The following is a 24811-nucleotide window of genomic DNA, read 5'->3' on the forward strand; positions in this document are numbered from 1 at the left end:
AATGAAAGAAAAAAATATAGATATTCAATTCGATCATATTATACATTATATAAATGGCATTGAAGACTTTCGTTTTCCGGGTAATAAATTAAATATTATCCCAGGAGGAAAACATTTGTCGTTAGGTACTAAAAATAGTTTAAGCAGAATAGATTTATCTTATATCGAATTTATCGATGTATTTGATAAACAATTAATAGAAGCTGCAATGAAAGATGATACAGAATATCTGGGTTTCGCGAGTACATTAGGAAGAACTAATTATACTGAAGGATTTAAACGATTATGTTTTAGAACGCAGGATATTAATGCCCTAAATCATCACTTTAAATCGTTAGGTTTAAAGACATTAGGACCATTAAAGATGGAAAGAGTCACACCTCAAGGTAAACTAATACAATGGGAACTTTTATATATAGATGACGAATGTAATTTTGAGTTACCTTTCTTTATACAATGGGAAGAGTCGGATAAAGAAAGACAGAAAGTATTAGAAAGTGAGATGCAATTGCACCTTCATATCGACACGATTGTTATCGAAACGCATGACTTTGATAGCATTGCAGAAATATTTGTATCGTGGCTTGATTATGAAGTGGTAGGTGGGGTTATCAATACATATTTTCTATTAAAAAAGGAAGGATTACCTCATATTAAGTTAGTCCCTGGAAACGAAAACAAAATCAGAAGATTAGAAATAAAAACACAAGATGACAGCCTTAAAGGCGAACATCTTGTGCATGATGCAGTATATGCATTTATTTAACGTAAACATAATTGTAGATTACCATAACGATTAAATAGATATGGTAAGCAGTAATAATAATTGTTAAAGCTGCAAGTATTTTTGTAAATGATGTAACGCGCGTAATTAAAAATAATATAGACAAAATAACTGCAAAACCAGCAGAAATGATATGGACACTCAATAAATTAATAGAAGCATCGGTTGATAAAGTATATATAAAATATGCGTTGATAACCGCAAGTAACACTAATAATATATTTTTCAGCATATAAAAAACCTCATTTTTTATAGAATAATGATAAAATAATAAAGTAACATTAACATTAGTTCAATTGTAACAATAAAATAATAAAAATTGTTGCGTGACGAATGAAAGGATTCTTATTATGACAATTTCAAAAATTAATATAAGTAATGAGGTACATGATCATTTCGTAAAAACACATGACAACGGAGATCTATTACAACTAACGGATTGGGCAGCTTCTAAATCTCGTTCAGGTTGGTATGCACGCCGTATTGCTGTTGGTCGAGATGGTGAGATTGTCGGGGTAGGACAATTACTATTCAAGAAAGTTCCGAAATTACCATACAAACTTTGCTATATCTCTAGAGGATTTATTGTTGATTACAAAGATAAAGAAGCGGTAGAAGCATTAGTAAAGGATGCAATCAAAGTTGCAAAATCAGAAAAAGCATATGTGATAAAACTCGATCCTGATGTTGAAGTAGAATCGATGGGTGATATGGTACAACAATTAGAAGCTTTAGGTTTTATCCATCGAGGATTCGGAGATGGCTTAAGTTCAGATTACATTCAACCTCGAATGACGATGGTTACAGATATTAGTGTTGACGATGAAACTTTGCTTAAATCATTTGAAAGAAACAATCGTTCAAAAGTGAAACGCAGTTTGAAGATGGGAACTGAATGTATTAAAGGTGATAGAACGGATTTAGGTACTTTCGCTGAATTGATGAAAGAAACAGGAAAGCGTGATGGCTTTCTAACGCGTGATGTTTCCTACTTTGAAAATATTTATGATGCATTGAATCCAAATGGTGATGCTGAATTATTTTTAGTGAAATTAGTACCAGACAAAGTCCTTCGAAACTTAAATCAGGAACTTGCTGATATTGAAGTACAGAAAGAAAAACTCACGCAAAAGAAAGATCAAAAGAAAGCGCAGAATCAGCTAAATGATTTAAATATTAAACGAGAGAAAATTCAAAAACAAATTGCAGCGTTAGAAACTTTAAAACAAACGCACCCTGAAGGAAAAGTATTATCAGGTGCTTTACTGACTTTTGCGGGTAAAAAGTCATACTACTTATATGGCGCTTCAAGCAATGAATTTAGAGATTACTTACCTAACCATAATATGCAATTTAGTATGATGCAATATGCACGTTCAGTAGGTGCTACAAGTTATGACTTTGGTGGAACGAGTAAAGAACCTGATAAAGACTCTAAGTATTTTGGACTATGGCAATTTAAGAAAGTCTGGGGTACTAGGTTAATTGAAAAAGTTGGAGAATTTGACTATGTATTAAATCAACCAATTTATAATTTGATAGAAGTTGTTAAACCAAAAATGACAGATCTTAAGAAGAAGATTAAAATAAGAACAAAGTAAAAAGTTATTATAATTATTGAGGTGACAGCTTTTGAGAATAGCATTTATCGGTGGCGGTAAAATGGTCACAGAGATGGTTAAAGGATTAAACAGAAGTGGACTTACTAGAACTTATTTAGGTATTTGGATGAGAGATAAAGATAAGCTTCAAAATTTTAATGCCAAACATAATATTACACCACTTACAAAAATGAGTGATATTGTACAATATGACGTAATAGTGTTGGGTATAACACCTAACAATTATCGCGAAGTTACTTCAAAAATGGCCAGATATTTATGTGAACATCATATTCTAATTTCTATCGTTGGGGGATTATCTATTCAGGAGATTGATGATGAATTTGATGAACATCCAAAAATTATTCGACTTATGCCTAATACGCCGGTAGGGGTTAATGCTGGTGTGCTTGCGATGAGCAAGAATGAATTTGTTGAGAAAAAAGAAGCAAAGCAAATAGAAGAAATAATGAAGCGTTTAGGCTATACACACTGGATTGATGAATCATTAATGCATATCATGCCTGCTGTGACCGGATCAAGCCCGACGTTTATATATCTCCTCATTGAAGCGATGGCAGACAATGCTGTGAGTGAAGGTTTAAATCGTGAGCTTGCATATCAAATGGTTAGTGAGATGATTATTGGTGCAGGAACGATGGTACGTCAAACGAAAGAACATCCCGGTGTATTAAAAGATCAGGTAACAACACCAGGCGGATCAACGATACAAGGTGTAAAAATGTTAGAAGAAAAAGGTTTCAGAGATGCTATTTCAAAAGCGATGGATGCAATCAATGCTTTTAATAAAGGTTAAGAGGCTGACACGAAAGTGTACAGTCTCTTTATTAGTTAAAGATGCTAAAAATTGATTGTTTTGTATTCATATATAGAAACGGATTTACAAATGTAACGTATAATATAAATAGGAAGTTAAAGACGCTAAATGAAGTTAAAAATATCGCAAGTAATCTGTAGGTAATATTTTTAGAAAGACTCGGATCATTAGAAAAATGATAATGTATGCCTATCAGAAAAGTAACGATACAAAATATTAACCAAAAATATATAGTTAAAAATATAATGCCACTATGTATAAAGTAACTCAAAAAAAATACGATATGCATGACAATTAACATGGTCATCATTACTTTTTGCATTGTTTAACCTCCATTCACTTATATTGTAATATATATCAACGGATAAAAATATAAAATTATAAAAATATTAAGGAGTTGTGAATATGAAAATAGGATTTATCGGAACAGGTGTTATGGGAACAAGTATGGCAAGACATTTAGGAGAAGTGTTATTTGTATATAACAGAACGAAAGAGAAAGCAGCGCCTTTATTAGAAGCTGGAGCTGTGTGGTGTGAATCACCAAAATCTGTAGTTGAACAAGCCGACATTGTTTTTACGATACTTGGCTATCCAAAAGATGTAGAAGAGACATATCTTGCTGAGAATGGATTAATTACAAACGGTAGCAGCGGTCAAATATTCATTGACTGCACTACGAGCAGTCCTGAACTTGCTAAGCAATTATTTGAAGCAGGACAAACAAAAGGAATTGAAGTGCTCGATGCTCCAGTCAGTGGAGGAGATATCGGTGCCAAAAATGCCACACTTTCTATTATGGTAGGTGGTAATGAAACAACGTTTGATCAAGTGTATCCACTATTTGAACGCATTGGTAAATCTATTTCATATTTTGGAGCTGCAGGAAGTGGACAGCATACGAAGATGGCGAATCAGATTGCAATTGCTTCTAACATGTTGGGTGTTGCAGAAAGTCTTTATTATGCAAAGTCAGCTGGGTTAGATGTTGAACGTGTACTTGAAACAATCTCGAAAGGCGCTGCAGGAAGCTGGTCGCTATCTAACCTTGCACCACGTATGTTAGTTGACGACTATGCGCCTGGATTTTATACGCATCATTTCTTAAAGGATATGAAGATTGCTTTAAATGAAGCAGAGAAACTGAATATTCAATTGCCAGGTTTAGCACTTGCATATGAAATGTATGACACATTGTCTGATGAGCTGAAGCAGACGACGGGCACACAGATTATCTATAAAAGATATTAATAAAAGATTTCAATAAAAAATATAAAGAAATAGCGAATATTAATATTTAATGAAGTTGTGTGATATTAGGTGCTTTATTTGAATAAATCATGTAAAATTGCCTATTGTTAAGAAGTTCATAAATGAATGGAGGAAAAGTCTTGATTAAGAAAATAATTGATTTTTCTTTGCATAATAAACTTGCTATCTGGTTGATGACATTAATTATTTTAGCAGCCGGGGTTTATAGTGCAACGAAGATGAAGATGGAAATGTTACCGAGCATGTCAACTCCGGTAATATCGATTACAACACCTTATCCAGGTGCTACACCTGAGGATGTTTTAGAAGGTATAACCGATCCGATTGAAAAGAAAGTTAAGAATTTATCTGGTGTAGAAAAAGTAACAAGTCAGTCTCTTGAAAACGCTTCTGCTGTAACGGTGCAATATAAATTTGGTACAGATATGGATGAAGCACAAAATGAACTGGAAAAGCAGATTGATAAAGTTGAGATGCCTGAAGGTGCTATGGATAAACAAGTATCTCAAATGTCGATGTACACTTTCCCGATTATCAGCTATTCAATATCTAGTGATAAATCAGATATCAAGACTTTAACAGAAAAGATTAAAAAAGATTTAGTACCTGAAATTGAAGGTATTGAAGGTGTAACAAACGTTACATTTTCAGGACAGGAAGTTGAACAGGTTGAACTTCAGTTTGATGACAAAAAGTTAAAAGCGAAAAAGTTAACTGAAGATAGCGTATTACAGTTTATTAAAGGTGCTACAATGGAGGCGCCACTTGGATTATATACTTTCGGTAATGATTTAAAGAGTATTATCGTAAATGGTCAGTTTACAAATGTGGAAGCATTAAAATCGCTTAAAATTCCGGTGACAGATAGCAGTGCTACTCAAAGCCAAACAGCCCAAAGTCAGTCGGCACAAATGCCACAAGATCCGGCGGCACAGAAGGCTATGATGGAAGCGATGAAAAATGCCAAAGTGCCAACTGTGAAATTATCAGATGTAGCAGATATAAAAACAGTGCAAAGCCGTGAATCGATTTCTAAAACAAATGGTAAAGACTCATTAAGCGTGCAGGTTATCAAATCAGATGATGCGAACACTGTAACTTTGGCTAATGCAGTAAAAGAAAAAGTTAAACAATTTAAAAAAGACAATCCTGATATGAGTGCCGTACTTATGATGGATCAGGCAAAACCTATTGAAGATTCAGTTAAGACGATGGCGGAAAAAGCGATCATCGGTGCGATATTTGCGGTTATTATGATTTTGATCTTCCTAAGAAATATTCGTTCAACTTTAATTGCAGTGGTTTCTATTCCGATGTCTATTTTAATGGCGATGCTTGTTTTAAAACAGATGGACATTTCACTTAACATTATGACGTTAGGGGCGATGACCGTTGCAATTGGACGTGTTATTGATGACTCGATTGTCGTTATTGAGAATATATTCCGTCGCATGTCGCTTAAAGGTGAGAAGTTAACAGGATTTGAATTAATCAGCAGTGCAACGAAAGAAATGTTCATTCCAATCATGAGTTCTACGATGGTTACAATCGCTGTATTCTTACCATTAGCGTTAGTATCTGGGTCTATTGGTGAAATCTTCAGACCATTTGCATGGACCGTGGTATTTGCATTACTTGCCTCACTTTTAATCGCGATTACTATCGTGCCGATGTTGGCACATACATTCTTTAAGAATGGTATTAAAGGTCATCATGACGATGAAGAAAAGGTCGGAAAGATAGCTGGATTCTATCGCAAGATATTAGACTGGTCATTAAGTCATAAAGCGATTGTATCTGCATTAAGTGTGTTATTACTTGTAGGTAGTCTTTTCTTAACACCGTTCTTAGGTACGTCATTTATTTCTACTGGTGAAGATAAATTATTGGCATTAACATATAAACCGAAACCAGGTGAAAAAGAGGAAGACGTTGTGAAAAAAGGTGAAGCAGTTCAGAAAATATTAGCTAAAAATGATAACGTTGTGAATACGCAATTCTCTGTAGGAGGAGAAAATCCATTTAACCCTATCGCATCTAATGATATGGCGATGATGGTCGAATATAAGAAAGATACTCCGAACTGGGAAGATGAAGCGGATAAAGTATTAGCTAAAATTGCTAAATTAAATCATGAAGGCGATTGGAAAAACCAGGACTTTGCAACAGGTGGTGCAACAAATGCGGTTACAGTAACCGTTAATGGGCCATCAACAGAAGCCATTCGACCAGTCGTTGAAAAGTTAGAAAAAGAATTGAAAGATGTTAAATCGTTAACAAATGTCAATACATCACTTTCAGATAGTTACGATGCTTATACTTTAAAAGTAAATCATAATAAATTGTCTGAATTAGGTTTAACAGCTGGACAAGTTGCAATGACGTTAAATCAACGTAGCGATGATAAAGTTGTGACGAAAGTCGGCGAAAAAGGTAAATCAACAGAAGTTATCTTAACGAAGAAAAAAGAAGATAACTGGACGAAAGAAAAGTTAGAAAACACAAAAATTACTTCACCACTAGGTAAAGTAGTGACATTAAGTGAAGTTGTTAAGATCGAAGAAACAAAAACTTCTGACACGATTAAGCGTGAAGATGGTAATATTTCAGCATCAGTTGAAGGAAAGATTAAAGGTAAAGATGTTAGTAAAGCTACACAAGATGTAACAGAAAAGGTCAATGCTTTAAAACACCCTGATAACGTTGATGTTCACGTTGGTGGGACAAGTGAAGATATTGGAGAAAGTTTCTCACAACTCGGACTTGCAATGCTTGCAGCAGTAGGTATTGTTTATTTAATCCTGGTATTAACATTTAAAGGTGGACTCGCACCACTCGCAATCCTATTCTCATTACCATTTACAATTATCGGAGTAATATTAGGCCTGCTAGCTTTCAAAGAAACATTATCAGTACCATCTATGATCGGTATGTTAATGTTAATTGGTATCGTTGTAACAAATGCGATTGTATTAATTGATCGCGTCATTAACAAAGAAGCAGAAGGATTACCGACACGTGAAGCGATTTTAGAAGCTGCAACGACACGTGTACGTCCAATACTTATGACAGCACTTGCAACAGTTGGCGCATTAATGCCGTTATTATTTGGTGGAGACGGCTCAGTATTGATTTCTAAAGCACTTGCTGTAACGGTAATCGGTGGTTTAGTATCCTCTACGTTATTAACATTGATCGTCGTGCCGATTGTGTATGAATTATTGATGAAAATGCGTAATAAATTTACGAAAAGCAATGCAACAACAGAGCGAGTAACCGTTGTAAATAAATAAAAACTAAAGAATTCATTGACAATTCAAAATTTGAGTACTAATATAAATACCATATTAAAAATTAAATATCTTATCCAGAGAGACTGAGGGAATTGGCCCTATGATGTCTCAGCAGCGGGCTCTTACGAGTACTGTGCTAAATCCAACAAGCTATTATGCTTGATAGATAAGTGACTCATATAATACGTCATTGCTATTAAGCAATGACGTTTTTTTTCTTTGGATAAGGTAAGTGGAGGGAATAGATTGGCGATACAGTTTATTGATGTCAATAAGACATACAGAAGGAACGGTAAGACAACACAAGCGTTGAAAGATATTTACTTAACAATACCAACCGGAAAAATATTTGGGCTTATTGGTTATAGCGGTGCTGGTAAAAGTACGTTACTCAGAACAATTAATTTACTTGAGAAGCCTACGAGTGGTCAAGTGCTTGTGAATGATGTAGATATTACAAAATTAAACAAGCAGAAACTACAAAAAGAACGATTAAACATAGGGATGATTTTCCAGCAGTTTAATTTAATCCAATCTAAGACAGTGGCGGAAAACATCGCATTCAGTTTAAAAGCAGCACATTTCCCTAAGAAACAGTATGATGATCGCATTACCGAATTACTTGATCTTGTAGGACTAACACATCGCCGTGACAGTTATCCAAGAGAGTTATCAGGAGGACAAAAGCAACGCGTTGGAATTGCGCGTGCGCTTGCTAATAATCCTGAAATATTGTTGTGTGATGAAGCGACGAGTGCGCTAGATCCAGAGACAACAAAAAGTATATTAAACTTGATTCGCGATATTAATCAGAAATTAGGGATTACAGTCGTTGTAATTACGCATGAGATGGATGTCATAAAAGAAATTTGTGATGAAGTAGCCGTAATGGATAATGGAGAAATCGTAGAACATGCAGATGTATTTACTGTGTTTTCTAATCCCCAAAGTGATTTAACAAGACATTTTGTAAATGATATCTATCATCTGGAATTACCAGAGCAATATATGAAATTAAATAATGAAGACAAAGAAATTATTACGGTTAAGTTTATTGGAGATAGTGCAGAAAGTGCGTTTATCAATAATTTATATAAGAAATTTAACTGCGATATCTCGATTATTCAAGGCAGGATTGAATACATACAAAATCAACCGATAGGTATATTAACTTTCGAAGTTACAGGTGATATTCAAGAAAGAATCGCTATAAATGAATACATAAAGAAATCAAATGGAATCGAGAGGGTGGCATAAATGAGCGATAAATTTCAAACACTTCTACCAGAATTATATAAAGCATTTTTAGAAACGATTTTAATGTCTAGTATCGCAATTACACTCTCTGTTCTTATTGGATTGCCACTTGGTATCCTTCTTTATTTAACACGCAATCAATTACTATTACCGAATGGACCACTTAACTCGATATTAGGATTTATCGTCAATATCATTCGTTCGTTTCCGTTTATCATTTTGATGGTAGCGATACTGCCATTTGCTACGAAGATTGTTGGGCAGTCCCATGGTCCTTATGTTGCAAGTGTCGCTTTAACGCTTGCCGCTGTACCTTTATTTGCTAGACTTATTGAAACATCTTTAAAGGAAGTCGATAAAGGTGTCATTGAAGCATGTGTAGCTACTGGTGCATCTCTTAAACAAATTATTATGGATGTGTTAATTCCAGAAAGTATGTCAGGGATTTTTCAGGCAATTACTTTAGCGATTATTAGCATACTAGCTTATAGCGCAACAGCCGGTGTTATCGGTGGAGGAGGTATTGGTGACCTTGCCATTCGATATGGATACTATCGTTATGACAACGTTACGATGATAGTAACAGTCATTATACTCATCATCCTTGTACAACTGATTCAAATTACTGGTGACTTTATCAGTAAACGTGTAGATAAAAGATAATAGGTAAAACGAAAGAGTAAAATATAATTGAAAAATAATAAAAAGCGAAAAAATAAAAGAAACGAAAGAAGGAAAAATATGAAGAATATAGTTATTTTTATATTGTCTGGCATCATTGTTATATTGTTATCTGGGATATTATTAGATAAAGGTAATCCATTTGAACGTCAAAATGCGGATGTAAAAAGTACGCAAAGCAAAGATAAAGGTAAAGTTAGTATTGGTGCAACGAGTGGGCCTTATGCTGATATGGTAAAGAAAGCAATTCAGCCTGGTCTTGAAAAATTAGGCTATACAGTAGAGCGCGTTGAATACTCTGATTACATTCAGCCGAATAAATCATTAGCAAAAGGTGATTTAGATGCGAATTTATACCAGCATATTGAATTTATGAAACAGTTTAATGCTCAAAATAAGACCAATCTTGTTGCAACAGGACAAGTTCCAACTGCACCGATGGGTATTTATTCTGGTAAATATAAATCATTTGAAGAAGTACCTAATGGTGCTGAGATTGCAATTCCAAACGATCCGGTTAATGCAGCGCGTGCTTTTAAAACCTTAAAATTAGCACACCTTATTGATATTAAACCAGGGACAAATGAACTTACAATTTCAGAACGTGATGTTATTAATAATAAGAAAAATTTAAAGTTTGTAGCAGTAGAAGCAGCACAATTACCACGTAGCAAAGATAGTATAGGATTATCAGCTATTCCTGGTAACTTTGCATTAGCTTCTAAAATTGATTTGAAATCAGCATTACAGTTAGAGCAGATGGATGAACATTATCGAAATCGTATCGTTGTTAACAAGAAGAATGAAAATAGTCAATTAACAAAAGATATAAATAAAGTAATAACATCTAAAGCCTTTGATAAAGTAATAGATGAATCATTCGTTGGATTTGATAAACCATAGGAGGCAGTGTAATGGCATACACAAAAATATTAGAAACAATTCCGGAAAGTTATTTTGGCAAGACGATGGGACGAAAGCTTGAAGTAGGGAGTAAGCCGCTCATAAATATGGCGGTAGGGATACCTGATAAACCAGTACCTGATAGCGTAATTCAAGCACTGACTGAAAGTATTCAAAATCCACAAAATAATAAATACGGTGTATTTAGAGGGAAAGAAACATTTAAAGCTGCAATTAAAAAGTTCTATAAAGACGTATATGATGTCGAATTAGACCAGGACAAAGAAATTTGTATTTTATATGGTACGAAAAGTGGGTTAGTGCACCTACCGACATGTGTGATTGAGCCAGGAGATGGTGTATTGTTACCAAATCCGGGATACACAGATTATTTAGCGGGGGTGAAACTTGCTAGAGGTGAACATTATGAACTGAAACTGTATCCAGAAGATCATTATTTACCTGATTTCGATAAAATTGATGAAGCAGAACTTAACAATACAAAACTAATCTATTTAAATTATCCAAGTAACCCAACTGGTGCAGTTGCAACAAAAGAATTCTTTGATGCAACAATCAATCGTTTTAAAGACACAGATACAAAAATTGTGCATGACTTTGCCTATGCTGCATTTGGATTTGATGCAAAGAATCCTAGCATCTTGCAATCGCCTGGCGCTAAAGATGTTGCGATAGAAATCTATTCATTATCTAAAGCGTTTAATATGTCAGGTGTACGCGTAGGCTTTGCTGTAGGTAATGCTGAAATTATCGAGAACTTAAACTATTTCCAGGATCACACGCAAGTGGGTATGTGGGGCGCTATTCAAGATGGTGCTGTAGCGGCATTAGAGCTTGGTGAACCGTTTTTAAATGAACAGAATGAATTATTTAAAAGACGTCGTGATAAAGTGACTAAAGCCTTAACTGAAGCAGATATTCCGTTTGAGCCGATGCAAGGTGGCATATTTATCTGGATAAAAGTACCGGATGAGTTTAACAGTGAAGAATATGTCGATTTCTTACTGAAGTCACAAAGCATGCTCACAACACCGGGACTGCCGTTTGGAAGTTTAGGTGATCGATACATTCGTGTTTCTCTTGCAGTAGATGATGCTCAAGTAGATGAATTTATTGAACGCATTAAAGAAACGAATGTTCTTTATGAATGATAAAAAAACAGGATGCTATTTTGGCATCCTGTTTATATATATATCGCTGTAATTACAATAACCATTAAAGCGATAACAAGGGAAAAGATATCTAGAATTCTTTTTGCTTTTGAATCATTAAATTTATATTTATAAGCCGCAATTTCAATATTCATCAATAAACATATCGCAAGTAAAGTAATCCAGTACTTCATATTTCCCGGGATATGCATCACAGATGTATAGATAAAGAAGCAATACCCTAGTCCTAATATAATACGTAATATATTTAAAATATTCATTTTAAAGTGATAAATACTCGTGTAACTCACAATAAGATACATTATTGTGAACAATGCAATTAAAAAAATCATACTGTACGTCCTTTCTTAAAGTACATCATTAAGACGATTGTACCTATAACTGTCATTATTGCACCGAAATAAAACGGTGCATCAATTTGATTTGATAAAATTCCGGTAAAAGTAAGTGGACCAAGAATACGTCCTAAGCTATCCATACTATAACTGATTGAAGTGAGTTTACCCATATTATTACGATTGCCTTCTTTTGTGAGCTGGCTTGTAAGCAACGTTCTAACTAGTGCGTTACCAGCCATTAGAAGTACTAAACATAGCCCGGCATACCATAAATTCATAGAGAATGGTAATAGGATAAATGCGATAACTGTTAATATCTGACCTGTAATAATAACGGGTTTTTCTTTCCCATCTTTTACTTTACGTAAATAACCACCTTGAAGACCGGCATTGATCAATCCACCGATCATAAAAAGAAGACCCATTTGAGTAGTAGTGATATTTATTTTCTCAATTTCAAAGAGCTGGAATGTACTTTCCATACCACTCATCGTAAACATCACGATAAATGTTGAAATTAAGATAAGTATAATTTGTGGTGTCATCATTTTTGAAGTACCTAGATCAGTTTCTTTCGCACTGTTTCTGTGATAAGTTTCTTGTAAAGTTAGCATGGATAATACTGCAATAAGTACGAGGATGCCACTTGTGACAAAGTATGGTACTTGATAGCTGATACCTGATAATAAGCCGCCTACTGCAGGACCGAAGATGAAACCAAGTCCAATCATCATTCCCATGAGGCCCATATATTTATTACGTTCTTCTTCACTTGTCATATCACTCACCATGCTTGTTGTCGTTGAGAAGCAAGCACCGGAGAAGATACCGCCTACAATACGCGCAGTATAGAGCATTGCTAAGTTATCGATAAAAAGACCGAATAAAAAGAAGCTTAATGTAAAACCGATGAGTCCGATGAACAATATTTTTTTACGGCCAATTTTATCTGATAGATGTCCCCAGAATGGCGCTGCTAAAAACGAAAATATTGAATAACTGGCAAGTAATAACCCCATATGAAATGCATTTAAGTTCATACTATGCACAAGTGCCGGGATTACAGGAATAACGATACTGAAGCCAAAATATATAAAAAACTGAACTGCCATAAGTAATTTGATTTGTTTGTCCATAAAGTCACTCCAAAAAATTTAATACATATATTGTAACGAATAATAGTGGAAAAGAGTATAAAAAGTCACGGTTTTTTACCGTGACAGATAAAATTACATTTTATCGCGTGTTTCCTGTATGGCTTTTTCGATTTCAATAAGCTTTTGTTCTAATCTTGGTGAAGATTGACCAGTTGATTCAACTTTCTCTAAATCATTTTGTATTCTCATATATTCTTCTTTAAGTTCTAATAATTGTTGTTCTAAATTCATTATTTACTTCCTTTCTACAGGTATCCAGATTTCTACTTTTGGGTTTTCGGTTTCAAAATACATATCTAGCGGATAGAACTCTAAATCAGCGGTTTGCAAAGGTCTGAATGGTGCATCTTTAAACCACGTACCGTAAATATATTCAAATGTTTCCTGAATGGCAGTTGGTATAGGGCCAATGGCATCAAATACAACCCATTCAGAGGCTGGGATATAAGCTGTTTCATATTTTACATGTGGTTCTAGAGTAGCAACTGAAATTAAGTAATTTAAATGTTCAGATGGTTCTGTTTTAATGCATGCCCCGATGTGACCTTTTAAAGTATCTACATCATTTAACGTTTGTAAGTCAGCAAGTATGCCGTTCTGTTCAAGATCATCCCAAAGTGGTTTGATTTCTCCCATTGTTTCGGTAGTGAATTCTCTTTTTAAACCAGTAAGATAAAATGCGTCGAGCGATACTACTTTATATGTCATTTAAAAACCCCCTTCTAAAAGAAATATACATGAAAAGTGGTATATTATAAAGTGACAAGAATATTGGAGGCATTTATATGAGTAAAAAAGTAAAAACAAACGCATTAAGAAAACTCGATCAAAAGAAAATCTCTTATGAAACGTTTACATATTCGATAGAAGATGATCAAGTTGATGGGATTACCGTAGCGAATAAAATTGGTCAAGCGGTTGAAGAAGTATTTAAAACATTAGTACTGCAAGGTAAAAATAATTATTATGTGGCTGTTATTCCAGTAGAAGCAACACTTAATATTAAAGCCATCAGTAAAGTAGTTGGTGAGAAGAAGTTAGAAATGCTTGCAGTAAAAGATTTGGAAAAGACTACAGGTTATATTCGAGGAGGATGTTCACCAGTAGGTATGAAAAAGCAATTTCCGACTGTTATTGATGCATCTGCTCAAGCGCTTGAAACGATTATCGTAAGTGCGGGACAAATAGGTATTCAGATGAAAGTTAATGTTGATGAACTCGTGCAATTAATCAATGCGAAAGTGAGTCCGATTACCGGTGAAGATTAAAGATAACTACATGACAATGTCAATTAAAGATAGACGTACAATCGTTGTCTCAGATGTTCATGGCAATATTAATTTATTTAAAGATTTGCTATTAAGCGTAGGATATACAGAAGATGATCGACTCATTATTCTAGGAGATATTATCGATAAAGGTCCTAATAGTATAGAACTCGTTGAATTCGTAGGAGAATTATTGGAAAGTGAACATGTTCATATGCTTCTCGGGAATTGTGACTGTATCTTCGATGAATTGGAAGAAGATTATTTATACAATTATATGCAACGCCGCCACACACTTGTACATGAAGCCCTGGATAAACTCGGTAAGACATTGGATGATTATGAATCACAAAGTGATATGGCTAAAGACGTGTGTAAGCATTTTAGTCACATTCATGATATCGTTCGTGATTTACCTTTGATGATTGAAACAGAAGATTTCATATTTGTACATGCAGGGCTTGATCAACATGATTATATGAATACATCACGTTATAACGTACTGAACATGCCATACTTTTATAATGCAACGCATGATGCTGAAAAAATGGTTGTGGTCGGTCATTTTCCGACATGTAACTATGTTGAAGATGGACTCATGAATAACAACATTAAGATAAATGAAGCGTCACGTATCATTGATATCGATGGTGGCAATCAAGTGAAATATAGTGGCCAACTTAACGCGTTGATCATTGAATATACAGATGATGAATACACATTAAAAACTTTGGCAGCAGATGATTATAAGAGACAAGTGGTGATTCAGGATTTTGAAGTGTCATATCAGGAGCCGCATACGTTTACTTATCCGCATTTTGAAATAGAAGTATTCGATGGTGATGAATATTTCACTCGGGCAAAACACATACATACAGGAATAGACTTTATGGTAAAGACAGAATTTATTAAAGAAATTGAAGATGGCTACCGTCTAAAAGATGATTATACTGACTATTTCATGGATGTATCAATTGGAGAAGAAGTGGCTATCATTGATGATTCATACTTAGGCTATACACTTATTATGAAAGATGGTATTACTGGTTGGGTACCTGAAGAAGTATTGTAACAAGCTATTAAGAGAGAAGGTTTAACATGACACAAAGCTTTATTATGATTATCGCTTTGATTATGCTTGGATATATTTTGAAAAAGCTAAAATATTTAAAAGAAGAAGATGGTGGAGTACTCGCTGTCTTAGTGATGAATGTAACATTACCTTCCCTTGTAATTGTAACTTTAAGCGGGGTAGAAATTGATGCATCATTGATTATGCTTCCTGTCATCATGATTATATATGCAATCATTGCGAAATTTTTAGCAATACTTTTGTTTCTGAAATATAATAATCAAATTCGTGGCTCAGTTGGTATGATGGCTTCAGCTTTTAATATTGGATTATTTGCTTATCCACTTGTGGAGCAGATGTTTGGTGCTAAAGGATTACTGTACTTTGGAATGTTTGATATCGGTGGATCTATTATGATGTTTGGTGTAACTTACTTTGTCGGTAGTTACTTTAGTGAAGGTGGCGATACGTTTGATATTAGATATTTATTGATGAGTATGTTAAAGACCGTACCGTTAATGACTTATGTCATTATGCTGATATTTAATGTGATTCACTTTAAATTACCATCTCAAGTGCTGGATTTCTTTGAAATCATATCAAAAGCTAATTTACCGTTATCCATGATATTATTAGGTGTCTTTTTAAACTTTAAAATCGATAAGTATTACTTACCGATTGCAATGAAATACTTGGCGTTCCATTATGGATTAGGAGCGTTTGTCGGCGGGATTTGTTACTTCTTATTACCATTTAATGAGATGTTTAGAACGACTCTACTTATCGGTTGGCTATTACCGATAGGTGTAGCGATTATTCCGTACGCAATTGAGTTTAAATATAAGACCATTCCACTGATTAGTATGGTAACGAATATAACAATCGTAATATCTATAGTAATATTGTATATATTTCAGCTGGTAATGTTATAAAAAAGCGTAGGACAAATTATTTTGTCTTACGCTCTTAATTTTCTAACCTTTACCACCCATGAATGATGGATATTTTGTCATACCACCATCCACATAGATTGTTTCACCTGTAATATAACTTGCATTTTCACTTGCTAAGAATGTTGCCACATTTGCAACCTGATGAGGCTCACCGATAATTCCCATAGGAATCATTCGTTCTGTTTCTTCTCGTGTTTTATCATCGCTAAACTTTTCTTTTGTGTGCTCAGTTACAATGGCCCCTGGAGAAATGTTATTGATGCGAATGCCTTTAGGTGCAAATTCCATACTCATCGTTTCCATCATTAATTTCATGCCACCTTTACTTGATGCATAATTCACGTAGTTTGGCCAAGGAATGACATCATGTACACTAGAAATATTAATGATATTGCCTTTTTTACCGGTTTCGATAAAATGTTTACATGCTTCTCTACTACCGACAAATGCACCGGTTAAGTTAATGTGCATGACATTATTGAATGCTTCGGCTGACATTTCAACTGATGGTGTTGCTTTTTCGTATCCGGCATTATTAATCATGATATCTAAACCACCAAAGGTATCGATTGCGGTTTGTATAATGTTAACAACGTCTTCTTCTACGGAAACATCGCCTTGCACAGTAATTGCTTCTCCTCCATTCTTCTTAACGATTTCAGCAACGTCCTCTGCTCTATCTTTACTTGAGTTATAATTGATGACTACTTTACACTCTTCTGTACCAAATGCTTCAGCCATAGCTTTACCGATACCACTAGAGGCACCAGTAATAACGACAACCTTATCTTTTAAATCTTTATACATCATAAAACCTCCAGTATTTATTTTTTAGCTAGTCCTAATAAAAATGCTGCTACAATAATAAGAATAATACCGATTGCAATACCGATATACTGTTTCTTTGTCTTCTTTTCTTTTAAAATAAAAATACCGCCCAATGTTGAAACTACAACTAGCATTTGTGAGAATGAGAAGCTAGTAGCAACACCAACTTTCGGTTGCGAATAGAATAAAGCCATATTACCAAGTGCCCATACAACACCAGGGATAATATTTTTTAAAACATTTTTCTTTTTAGGCTGGTGTTTGAAACTTAATAAAATACCACCAATCACCATACCGATAGCCTGTGGAAATAGAGCATCCCATCCTTCAACTCCGAAGAATTGTCCGATAACAACGTATGTAACATAACCGATTGTAGAAATTATAAGTATGGGCAAAGCTTTCTTATAGTTATTATTACCACCATCTTCATTGTCACCTTTTAATGAAGTTAAAATGACTCCGATAACAAGAAATAATAATGCGGCTATGCCTAGTACTACTGCTTTTGTAGTTGTCCATTCGTTAAAGAAAAGTACAGAAATTAACGTAGTACTCACAAGTTGTAAACCAGTTGAAATAGGCATTGTTTTTGAAACGCCTATCAGTTCAACACTTTTAAGCTGATTACCTTGACCAAGTGCCCAAAAAGCACCAGAAATAATACCTACTGCTAGTATTTTCAAATTTAATTCAGGTTGTACTATAAAGTATGTAATTGTACCGATAATGAATGCACCTAATACTGTACCCATAATTTGTTCATACGGAGAACCACCCACTTTAACGTTTATGAGTACAACACTTCCCCATAGTAATGCAGGGAGTAATGCAATTAATAAATCCATATATTCACTCCTTCTCTCTATATCGATAACTATCTTTTACCCTTTATTATTTTTACTAAAACAACAGCCTGTAATCGAAAAAATCGAGGTAACTTTATTAACTAAAAAATAGTTTATAAAATCTACCCCGATTTCAATATATTCATTTCAATGATTTGTTCTAATCCAGTGTATATTTAAAATGATTCATTTCATTGATTTTCTTAAATCCAATCGCTTCATAGAAAGCGATATTCTTTTCACGTTTGCTTTTCACGGAAATCTGTACGCGCTTTGCGTGATGTTTGTTGAAGGCATGATCTACGGCAAAAGACACAAGCTCATGACCGATACCCTTATTTCGATACTGTGGATGTGTCGCTAAATATTCGATATTACAAACATCATCGTCGTTGATTTGAATCCATATACAAGCTTTAACAAGTCCTTCATTTAAATAAAGGTAAAGTTCATATGATTGTCCAACTGTAGATAATATCTTCTCGCATTTAGCTTTATAGTCTACCCGTAAATCTTTCATAAGACGAGTAAAACTTTTTTTATAAATAGGTTTATACTTGATGATTTGTGGTGCGATAGCTGTCGTTTTATTTTCTTCAGCTTCCATCGTATATGTTGTACCTAAATATTGAGTGCGGAGATGTTTCATCACAGCCTGACCAAATCGATGTTCTTCATGGAAACTGAAATAATACGTTGTTGTACTTGGATGATTGCGTAAGAAATCCTGCCACATGACATCTATCATATTAAGGGTTTCTTTATCTGTTTTTGTAGTAATTGGACCAAGAATATTTGCTTCAGTTTCATTAATATGTTCCATACCAAATGCGGCGATGATTTCATAACCTTCAGTAATTAGCAACATATCTTCCGGATCAATATTATTAAGTTGATCGATAATACTTTGTTTTGTGACACGTATGTTTCCTACGTGGTGTTTACTATCCTGGTTTAATTGGAACAAGAAATCAGCTAATAATTGTATATCTTTCATTTGAGAAATGTACAAGTCTTTCACTCCTTGAAATAATGCTGTAGTCCTTCTAGTATGCCTCTATTATATGGTGAATTGGTATGGTGTTTATATTTAGATTTTGCTTCTTCAGTTGCGTTACTTACTAAATACCCATGTTTGACACTGTTTAGCATTAATAAGTCGTTCCCGCTATCGCCAAAAGCAAAGGTATGGTCTCTATCAATATTGAACTTATCCATTAAATATTGTACGACTGCATGTTTACCGGCAATTGATGGATAGAAATCCACATCATAATGATTTTCCGGATCACCAATTTTAGGATTACACTTACTAACGTTCACGATAAAATTATGTTTTTTACCAGTTGTCTTAATTATATCAATATTTTCTGCATCCAGTTCTCCTAATGAGCGGTAATAATAGTTACGAGAAAATGGTGCATTTTCAAAAGGGGTTTGTGTGATTAAGTCAATATTTTGTTGCTTAAGTTGTTCTTCTATATTGAGAATGACACTTTTATCAAAATTTAATTGCTGAAATTTGTTATGATAAGTTTCATCTCTAATCAGTTTATTATTATTTACATAATATATCTCAGTGCCTGAATTAGTTGAAATAAAATGTGGATAGTGTCTGTAATTTCCTTTTTCAAAACAAGCTTCTATCATTTCTTTAGTGCTGGCAGAAATAATGCCGAAAAGAATACCTTTAGCTACAACATTTTGTTCTAAAAATGCGTCTAGTGCGAGTACATCTTCAGGATTACTTAAATCATGCGCGAAGAACGTTTCGTCAAAATCCGAACAGATTAAGTATTCAACATTTTCCGGGAAATGAAGTGACTTCAATACATCCCCTCCTTATTTTATTTAAGCATAACGGAGTCATTATTAAATAACAATTGTAAATATCAAAAAAACAGGTGTTTCATAAAATCTGTTATAATTTAAGAAATCAATAGAGAATAGGACGGATAATATGAAATCAGTAGTACTTGCTGAAAAGCCATCAGTGGCACGTGATATTGCACGTGTATTGAATTGTAATCAAAAGAAAAATGGATATATGGAGAACAATCAGTATATCGTAACATGGGCATTGGGTCACTTAGTGACGAATGCAGATCCTGAACAATATGATAGTAAATATAAGACTTGGGATATGAAAGATCTTCCGATATTACCTGAACGTATGAAATCAGTAGTAATCGGTAAGACGCGTAAGCAGTTTAACATCGTGAAAAGTCAAATCGAACGTCAAGATGTGAACGAAGTGATTATCGCAACAGATGCTGGTCGTGAAGGAGAACTCGTAGCGCGTTTAATATTAGAGAAATGTAAAGGGAATAAACCCGTAAAACGTTTGTGGATTTCATCAGTGACCGATGGAGCAATCCGAGAAGGATTTAAAAAGTTAAAACCGGGGAGTGCCTATCATGGTTTATATCAGGCGGCACTCGCGCGTAGTGAAGCGGACTGGATTGTTGGGATTAATGCAACACGTGCTTTGACGACGAAATATGATGCGCAACTTTCAACTGGACGTGTACAAACACCTACATTGCAAATGGTGAAAATCAGACAAGATGCCATCAATCAGTTTCAACCAAGAAAATATTATGGTTTAAATATTGTTGTTGATGGGGTGACTTTTAACTGGCAGTCACCAAACCGTATCTTTGATGAATCTATTGTAGATAAGCTTATTAAAGATTTACAAACAGAGAAAGCGATAATAAGCGAGGTTGTTACTAACGAGAAGAAACGATATCCAGGTAAGCTATATGATTTAACTTCTTTGCAGCAAGACGCATATCGCAGATTCAAATATTCTGCTAAAGAAACGTTAAGCACAATGCAAAATTTATATGAATCTCATAAACTAGTAACTTATCCACGTACTGATTCGAACTATTTAACGACTGATATGATAAGCACGTTAAAAGATCGTGTAGCTTCACTATCAACAACTGAATATCGTACACAAGTTGTTGAATTGTTAAAGTCACCAATCAAAGGTAGCAGCCATTTTATCAATGATGCTAAAGTGAGTGATCATCATGCGATTGTACCGACTGAAGTGCGTGTAAATCTTGATAGCTTAAGTGGACGAGAGCAAAATATCTATATGTTGATAGCGGAACGTTTTTTAAGCAATTTATTACCACCGAATGTCTACGCAGAACAAAAAGTCACTGTAAATATTAGAGAGTCTTCTTTTGTGGCGAAACAGGAACAAACTGTAACATTAGGATTTAAGGCATTAAATAATCAAGCATCTACTGAAAAACATCATCGTTTTGTAAAAGGCACGACTTTAGAAAACATTAAAATTAATAAAACAGCGCATGAAACTGAGCCGCCTCCATATTTAAATGAAGGCACATTATTAAAAGCGATGGAAAATCCAAGCAGCATATTTGAGATTGATAAGACAGCACAATCAACCCTCAAATCCGCTGGTGGTATTGGTACCGTTGCGACACGTGCAGATATTATAGAGAAACTTTATAATTTAAATGCGATAGAGAACTTTAATGGCAATATTAAAGTTACAAATAAAGGACGACAACTATTAGAACTTGCACCGAATGCATTGAAATCACCTGAGCTAACAGCCGATTGGGAACATAAGCTCACGTTAATTGAGAAAAATAAATATGACAAAAATAAATTTATAGGTGAGATGCGCAAATTCACGAAAGAGATTATCGATGAGATTAAATCGAGTGAAGATAAATTTAAACACGATAATATCACGACAACAGAATGTCCAACGTGTGGTAAATTCATGCTAGAGAAAAAGACACGTAATGGCAAGATGCTCGTATGTCAGGATCCAACGTGTGGTACTAAAAAGAATGTGCAACGCAAAACGAATGCACGCTGTCCTGAATGTAAAAAGAAATTAACGTTGCATGGTAAAGGTCCGAAAGCGATGTACAGTTGTACTTGTGGTTTCCGTGAGACACAGGAGCAAATGGATAAACGATTCAAATCACGTAAAACTGGTAAAGTATCGAAAAATGAAATGAAGAAGTATATGAAAAAAGAAGAAGAACCGATTAACAATCCATTTGCGGATGCCTTAAAAAACTTAAATCTTTAGTCGATTTTGTGAACATTGTTACCGTTTTCACAAAAAATGATACAATAATATTGAATAAAGTTAAGGGGGCTTCTACTATGGAAGAAGTTAAAAAGAAGTTGAATTTAAAGCCATATTGGATTATTTTAAGTTTTATCGTCTTAATTGCTATCGTATTACTCCCGACGCCGGCAGATTTACCGATTATGGCTAAGATGGCACTTGCTATTTTAGCGTTTGCGGTTATTATGTGGGTTACAGAAGCGGTGAGCTACCCAGTTTCAAGTATGATGATCGTAGCATTGATTATCATGCTAATAGGTTTTAGTCCGATTCAAAAATTAGGTGCAGCAATGGGTAACCCAATGGTAGCAGGGAAACCGTTAGCTGAAGATGCGATGTTCGGTACGCAAAATGCATTAAAAATAGCATTTAGTGGGTTCTCGAGTTCTGCAGTAGCACTAGTTGCAGCAGCGTTATTCTTAGCAACTGCAATGCAGGTAACCAACTTGCATAAACGTCTTGCGCTACTTGTCTTATCTGCAGTTGGTAATAAAACGAATGCGGTTGTAGCAGGTTCGATCATTGTTTCAATTATACTCGCATTCTTTGTGCCTTCAGCTACTGCGAGAGCAGGTGCTGTAGTACCAATTCTATTAGGTATGGTTACAGCATTCGGTGCAAAAAAAGAATCGCGACTCGCAGCCTTACTTGTTATCACTGCTGTTCAGGCAGTTTCTATCTGGAACGTAGGTATAAAGACTGGGGCAGCACAAAATATGGTCGCTATGGGATTTATCAATAAACAATTTAACCAGGATGTATCCTGGGGTGAGTGGTTTATGTATGCAGCACCCTGGTCGATTTTAATGTCAATTGCGTTATATTTCATTATGATCACAGTCATTAAGCCTGAAACAAAAGAAATTGAAGGTGGTAAAGAGTTAGTGAAAAAACAACTTGCTGAACTTGGTCCGGTTACAGCAAGAGAATGGCGATTAATCGCAATTTCAGTAGCATTATTATTCTTCTGGGCAACAGAAGCAAAGTTACATCCAATTGATTCTTCATCTATAACGCTAGTAGCATTAGCGATTATGTTAACACCTAAAATTGGTATATTTACGTGGAAAGATGTTGAGAAGTTAATTCCGTGGGGGACAATCATCGTATTTGCGATTGGTATCTCTTTAGGTAACTTATTACTACAAACGACAGCAGCACAATGGCTAAGTGATAAAACGTTTGGATTAATGGGATTAGAACATATGCCGTTACTTGCAACAATTGCTTTAGTTACATTGTTCAACATTATCATTCACTTAGGCTTTGCGAGTGCGACAAGTTTGGCGAGTGCCTTAATTCCTGTGTTTATTGCCTTAACAGCAACACTAGGATTAAAAGATAATGCCATCGGTTTTGTATTGATTCAGCAATTTGTCATCAGCTTTGGATTCTTGTTACCAGTATCAGCACCACAAAATATGCTGGCATACGGTACAGGTACATTCACGGTAAAAGACTTCTTGAAAACAGGTATTGCATTAACAATAATCGGTTATTTACTTATTCTATTATTTAGTGCGACGTATTGGCAGTGGATAGGATTATTATAAAAATATAATGAAAAAGAGCACAGTGGAAAATTCACTGTGCTCTTTTTGTGTTATGCATCTTTAGATAAAATTTTCATATCTTTAGCATCAAGTTCAAATTCTTTAGATTTACCATCCTGACCTTTTAATTCAACGTTATATTTAAATTTACCATCATCGTGATCAAGTGACCACTCTTTAATATCTCCATTGTATACTTTTTGTGCAGCTTTTATGATTTTATCAGCAGGGACAAACGCACCATAATCGAATGTTTTTTCATTATCTTTATCATCTTCTACCTGGGTAGAGATGATTTGGTTTTGTTCGGCGTTAACTTTAATTTCATGTGTCTTCTTATTTGTATCAATTAAAGATATAGAATAGATCCATTGACCGTTATCACGATCGAATGAAATACTTTCTAAATCACCAGGAATTTTCTTTTGAGCAGTCTTGATAGCATCTTCAGGCAATACTTTAATATCATCTAGTTTAATAGAGGCTTCATCTTTATCATTATCATCATCAGCTTCAGTAGCTTCATCTTGATTGTCTACGTCATCTTGTTCTTCCACACTACTGTCGCCTTCTTCTTTTGCATCGTTCTTTTCGTCAGCATTATCATCTTTATCATTTGTGTCTGTTGCTTTCGTATCAGTAGTTTCTGCTTGTTGTTCCTCTTTAGTTTCATCTTTTGGAGATTTTTCAATATCCTTTGCGTCATTATTACATGCAGCAAGTGCTAGCGCTGATGATAGGATTAAACTTAATATTTTAAATTTCATAATTATAATTCCTCCTTTAATTATATATATATAGTTTATTCCCTAAACATATACAGAAAAAACATTCTAATGA

24 protein-coding genes and 1 riboswitch are annotated in these 24811 nt (G+C 34.6%); of the genes, 14 read left to right on the plus strand and 10 right to left on the minus strand.

Features of this window, described 5'->3' with window-relative positions; translation table 11 throughout:
* Position 1 precedes the first annotated feature (1 nt).
* Entirely contained in the window at positions 2 to 766 is a 765-nt protein-coding gene (locus tag HT586_RS01550) for a VOC family protein (RefSeq protein WP_096077528.1), read from the plus strand.
* Here the strand turns inward: HT586_RS01550 and HT586_RS01555 are convergent.
* A complete protein-coding gene (locus HT586_RS01555; RefSeq protein ID WP_096077527.1) occupies positions 759 to 1016 on the minus strand; it encodes a hypothetical protein in 258 nt (85 codons plus the stop codon). The two genes, HT586_RS01550 and HT586_RS01555, sit on opposite strands and share 8 nt — an antisense overlap.
* 124 nt (positions 1017 to 1140) lie before the next feature.
* Between HT586_RS01555 and HT586_RS01560 the strand changes: the two genes are divergently transcribed.
* The 8 genes from HT586_RS01560 to HT586_RS01595 all read left to right on the plus strand — a co-directional run bounded on the left by HT586_RS01560 (position 1141) and on the right by HT586_RS01595 (position 11801).
* Entirely contained in the window at positions 1141 to 2385 is a 1245-nt protein-coding gene (locus tag HT586_RS01560) for a lipid II:glycine glycyltransferase FemX (protein ID WP_203546522.1), read from the plus strand.
* Between the two features lie 31 nt (positions 2386 to 2416).
* Positions 2417 to 3202 (plus strand): pyrroline-5-carboxylate reductase, encoded by a 786-nt coding sequence (gene proC / locus HT586_RS01565; protein WP_133354457.1) that lies wholly within the window; start codon positions 2417 to 2419, stop codon positions 3200 to 3202.
* Between the two features lie 426 nt (positions 3203 to 3628).
* Entirely contained in the window at positions 3629 to 4474 is an 846-nt protein-coding gene (locus tag HT586_RS01570; protein ID WP_133354455.1) for an NAD(P)-dependent oxidoreductase, read from the plus strand.
* Between the two features lie 140 nt (positions 4475 to 4614).
* Positions 4615 to 7788, plus strand: coding sequence for an efflux RND transporter permease subunit (locus tag HT586_RS01575; RefSeq protein ID WP_203546090.1), 3174 nt, complete (start codon positions 4615 to 4617; stop codon positions 7786 to 7788).
* Positions 7789 to 7855: 67 nt separating this feature from the next.
* Positions 7856 to 7961: riboswitch (SAM riboswitch) on the plus strand.
* Between the two features lie 73 nt (positions 7962 to 8034).
* Entirely contained in the window at positions 8035 to 9045 is a 1011-nt protein-coding gene (locus HT586_RS01580; RefSeq protein WP_223160823.1) for a methionine ABC transporter ATP-binding protein, read from the plus strand.
* Positions 9046 to 9708, plus strand: a complete 663-nt coding sequence (locus tag HT586_RS01585; protein ID WP_111716828.1) for a methionine ABC transporter permease — start codon at positions 9046 to 9048, stop codon at positions 9706 to 9708.
* A gap of 78 nt (positions 9709 to 9786) precedes the next feature.
* Entirely contained in the window at positions 9787 to 10629 is an 843-nt protein-coding gene (locus HT586_RS01590) for a MetQ/NlpA family ABC transporter substrate-binding protein (RefSeq protein WP_096077522.1), read from the plus strand.
* Positions 10630 to 10640: 11 nt separating this feature from the next.
* Positions 10641 to 11801, plus strand: a complete 1161-nt coding sequence (locus HT586_RS01595; protein WP_188018027.1) for an aminotransferase class I/II-fold pyridoxal phosphate-dependent enzyme — start codon at positions 10641 to 10643, stop codon at positions 11799 to 11801.
* Positions 11802 to 11833: 32 nt separating this feature from the next.
* Here HT586_RS01595 and mspA read toward each other — a convergent pair whose 3' ends face one another.
* The 4 genes from mspA to HT586_RS01615 all read right to left on the minus strand — a co-directional run bounded on the left by mspA (position 11834) and on the right by HT586_RS01615 (position 14025).
* Complete coding sequence (gene mspA / locus HT586_RS01600; protein WP_096077520.1) at positions 11834 to 12154, minus strand: membrane stabilizing protein MspA; 321 nt, start codon at positions 12152 to 12154, stop codon at positions 11834 to 11836.
* On the minus strand, positions 12151 to 13296 hold the full coding sequence (locus HT586_RS01605; RefSeq protein WP_203546091.1) for an MFS transporter: 1146 nt from the start codon (positions 13294 to 13296) through the stop codon (positions 12151 to 12153). Before HT586_RS01605 ends, mspA begins: the two co-directional genes overlap by 4 nt.
* Positions 13297 to 13389: 93 nt before the next feature.
* Positions 13390 to 13548 (minus strand): SE1832 family protein, encoded by a 159-nt coding sequence (locus HT586_RS01610; protein WP_203546092.1) that lies wholly within the window; start codon positions 13546 to 13548, stop codon positions 13390 to 13392.
* 3 nt (positions 13549 to 13551) lie between these two features.
* Positions 13552 to 14025 (minus strand): GyrI-like domain-containing protein, encoded by a 474-nt coding sequence (locus HT586_RS01615; RefSeq protein ID WP_203546093.1) that lies wholly within the window; start codon positions 14023 to 14025, stop codon positions 13552 to 13554.
* Positions 14026 to 14102: 77 nt separating this feature from the next.
* On the opposite strand from HT586_RS01615, the gene ybaK reads away from it, so the two are divergent.
* Genes ybaK through HT586_RS01630 form a run of 3 tightly spaced genes read left to right on the plus strand, consistent with a single transcriptional unit; the run spans position 14103 to position 16589 of the window.
* Positions 14103 to 14585, plus strand: coding sequence for a Cys-tRNA(Pro) deacylase (ybaK, locus tag HT586_RS01620; protein WP_203546094.1), 483 nt, complete (start codon positions 14103 to 14105; stop codon positions 14583 to 14585).
* A gap of 10 nt (positions 14586 to 14595) precedes the next feature.
* Entirely contained in the window at positions 14596 to 15657 is a 1062-nt protein-coding gene (locus tag HT586_RS01625; protein ID WP_203546095.1) for a metallophosphoesterase, read from the plus strand.
* 26 nt (positions 15658 to 15683) lie between these two features.
* Complete coding sequence (locus tag HT586_RS01630) at positions 15684 to 16589, plus strand: AEC family transporter (RefSeq protein WP_203546096.1); 906 nt, start codon at positions 15684 to 15686, stop codon at positions 16587 to 16589.
* Between the two features lie 42 nt (positions 16590 to 16631).
* Here HT586_RS01630 and HT586_RS01635 read toward each other — a convergent pair whose 3' ends face one another.
* The 4 genes from HT586_RS01635 to HT586_RS01650 form a co-directional block, all read right to left on the minus strand.
* Entirely contained in the window at positions 16632 to 17417 is a 786-nt protein-coding gene (locus tag HT586_RS01635) for a glucose 1-dehydrogenase (protein ID WP_203546097.1), read from the minus strand.
* 17 nt (positions 17418 to 17434) lie between these two features.
* Positions 17435 to 18286: a GRP family sugar transporter gene (locus HT586_RS01640; protein WP_111745204.1), complete on the minus strand. Its 852-nt coding sequence runs from the start codon at positions 18284 to 18286 to the stop codon at positions 17435 to 17437.
* A gap of 160 nt (positions 18287 to 18446) precedes the next feature.
* On the minus strand, positions 18447 to 19298 hold the full coding sequence (locus HT586_RS01645) for a GNAT family N-acetyltransferase (RefSeq protein ID WP_203546098.1): 852 nt from the start codon (positions 19296 to 19298) through the stop codon (positions 18447 to 18449).
* 5 nt (positions 19299 to 19303) lie between these two features.
* Positions 19304 to 20116 carry an HAD-IIB family hydrolase gene (locus HT586_RS01650; protein WP_203546099.1) on the minus strand — a complete coding sequence of 271 codons (813 nt, stop codon included), beginning with the start codon at positions 20114 to 20116 and terminating at the stop codon, positions 19304 to 19306.
* A 130-nt stretch (positions 20117 to 20246) separates the two neighbouring features.
* Here HT586_RS01650 and HT586_RS01655 point away from each other — a divergent pair, with 130 nt between their 5' ends.
* A complete protein-coding gene (locus HT586_RS01655; protein WP_133354430.1) occupies positions 20247 to 22376 on the plus strand; it encodes a DNA topoisomerase III in 2130 nt (709 codons plus the stop codon).
* A 77-nt stretch (positions 22377 to 22453) separates the two neighbouring features.
* Complete coding sequence (locus HT586_RS01660; RefSeq protein WP_096077507.1) at positions 22454 to 23971, plus strand: SLC13 family permease; 1518 nt, start codon at positions 22454 to 22456, stop codon at positions 23969 to 23971.
* A 50-nt stretch (positions 23972 to 24021) separates the two neighbouring features.
* Here the strand turns inward: HT586_RS01660 and HT586_RS01665 are convergent, their stop codons facing one another.
* Positions 24022 to 24738 carry a PepSY domain-containing protein gene (locus HT586_RS01665; protein ID WP_096077506.1) on the minus strand — a complete coding sequence of 239 codons (717 nt, stop codon included), beginning with the start codon at positions 24736 to 24738 and terminating at the stop codon, positions 24022 to 24024.
* Between the last annotated feature and the right edge of the window lie 73 nt (positions 24739 to 24811).

Source organism: Macrococcoides bohemicum (assembly GCF_016865215.1).
Lineage (GTDB): Bacteria > Bacillota > Bacilli > Staphylococcales > Staphylococcaceae > Macrococcoides > Macrococcoides bohemicum.

Coding starts and splice junctions, on each gene's coding strand:
- HT586_RS01550 (WP_096077528.1), top strand. CDS start 2: ATGAAAGAAAAAAATATAGATATTCAATTCGATCATATTATACATTAT.
- HT586_RS01555 (WP_096077527.1), bottom strand. CDS start 1,016: ATGCTGAAAAATATATTATTAGTGTTACTTGCGGTTATCAACGCATAT.
- HT586_RS01570 (WP_133354455.1), top strand. CDS start 3,629: ATGAAAATAGGATTTATCGGAACAGGTGTTATGGGAACAAGTATGGCA.
- HT586_RS01585 (WP_111716828.1), top strand. CDS start 9,046: ATGAGCGATAAATTTCAAACACTTCTACCAGAATTATATAAAGCATTT.
- HT586_RS01590 (WP_096077522.1), top strand. CDS start 9,787: ATGAAGAATATAGTTATTTTTATATTGTCTGGCATCATTGTTATATTG.
- HT586_RS01595 (WP_188018027.1), top strand. CDS start 10,641: ATGGCATACACAAAAATATTAGAAACAATTCCGGAAAGTTATTTTGGC.
- mspA (WP_096077520.1), bottom strand. CDS start 12,154: ATGATTTTTTTAATTGCATTGTTCACAATAATGTATCTTATTGTGAGT.
- HT586_RS01605 (WP_203546091.1), bottom strand. CDS start 13,296: ATGGACAAACAAATCAAATTACTTATGGCAGTTCAGTTTTTTATATAT.
- HT586_RS01610 (WP_203546092.1), bottom strand. CDS start 13,548: ATGAATTTAGAACAACAATTATTAGAACTTAAAGAAGAATATATGAGA.
- HT586_RS01615 (WP_203546093.1), bottom strand. CDS start 14,025: ATGACATATAAAGTAGTATCGCTCGACGCATTTTATCTTACTGGTTTA.
- ybaK (WP_203546094.1), top strand. CDS start 14,103: ATGAGTAAAAAAGTAAAAACAAACGCATTAAGAAAACTCGATCAAAAG.
- HT586_RS01625 (WP_203546095.1), top strand. CDS start 14,596: ATGACAATGTCAATTAAAGATAGACGTACAATCGTTGTCTCAGATGTT.
- HT586_RS01630 (WP_203546096.1), top strand. CDS start 15,684: ATGACACAAAGCTTTATTATGATTATCGCTTTGATTATGCTTGGATAT.
- HT586_RS01635 (WP_203546097.1), bottom strand. CDS start 17,417: ATGTATAAAGATTTAAAAGATAAGGTTGTCGTTATTACTGGTGCCTCT.
- HT586_RS01640 (WP_111745204.1), bottom strand. CDS start 18,286: ATGGATTTATTAATTGCATTACTCCCTGCATTACTATGGGGAAGTGTT.
- HT586_RS01655 (WP_133354430.1), top strand. CDS start 20,247: ATGAAATCAGTAGTACTTGCTGAAAAGCCATCAGTGGCACGTGATATT.
- HT586_RS01660 (WP_096077507.1), top strand. CDS start 22,454: ATGGAAGAAGTTAAAAAGAAGTTGAATTTAAAGCCATATTGGATTATT.
- HT586_RS01665 (WP_096077506.1), bottom strand. CDS start 24,738: ATGAAATTTAAAATATTAAGTTTAATCCTATCATCAGCGCTAGCACTT.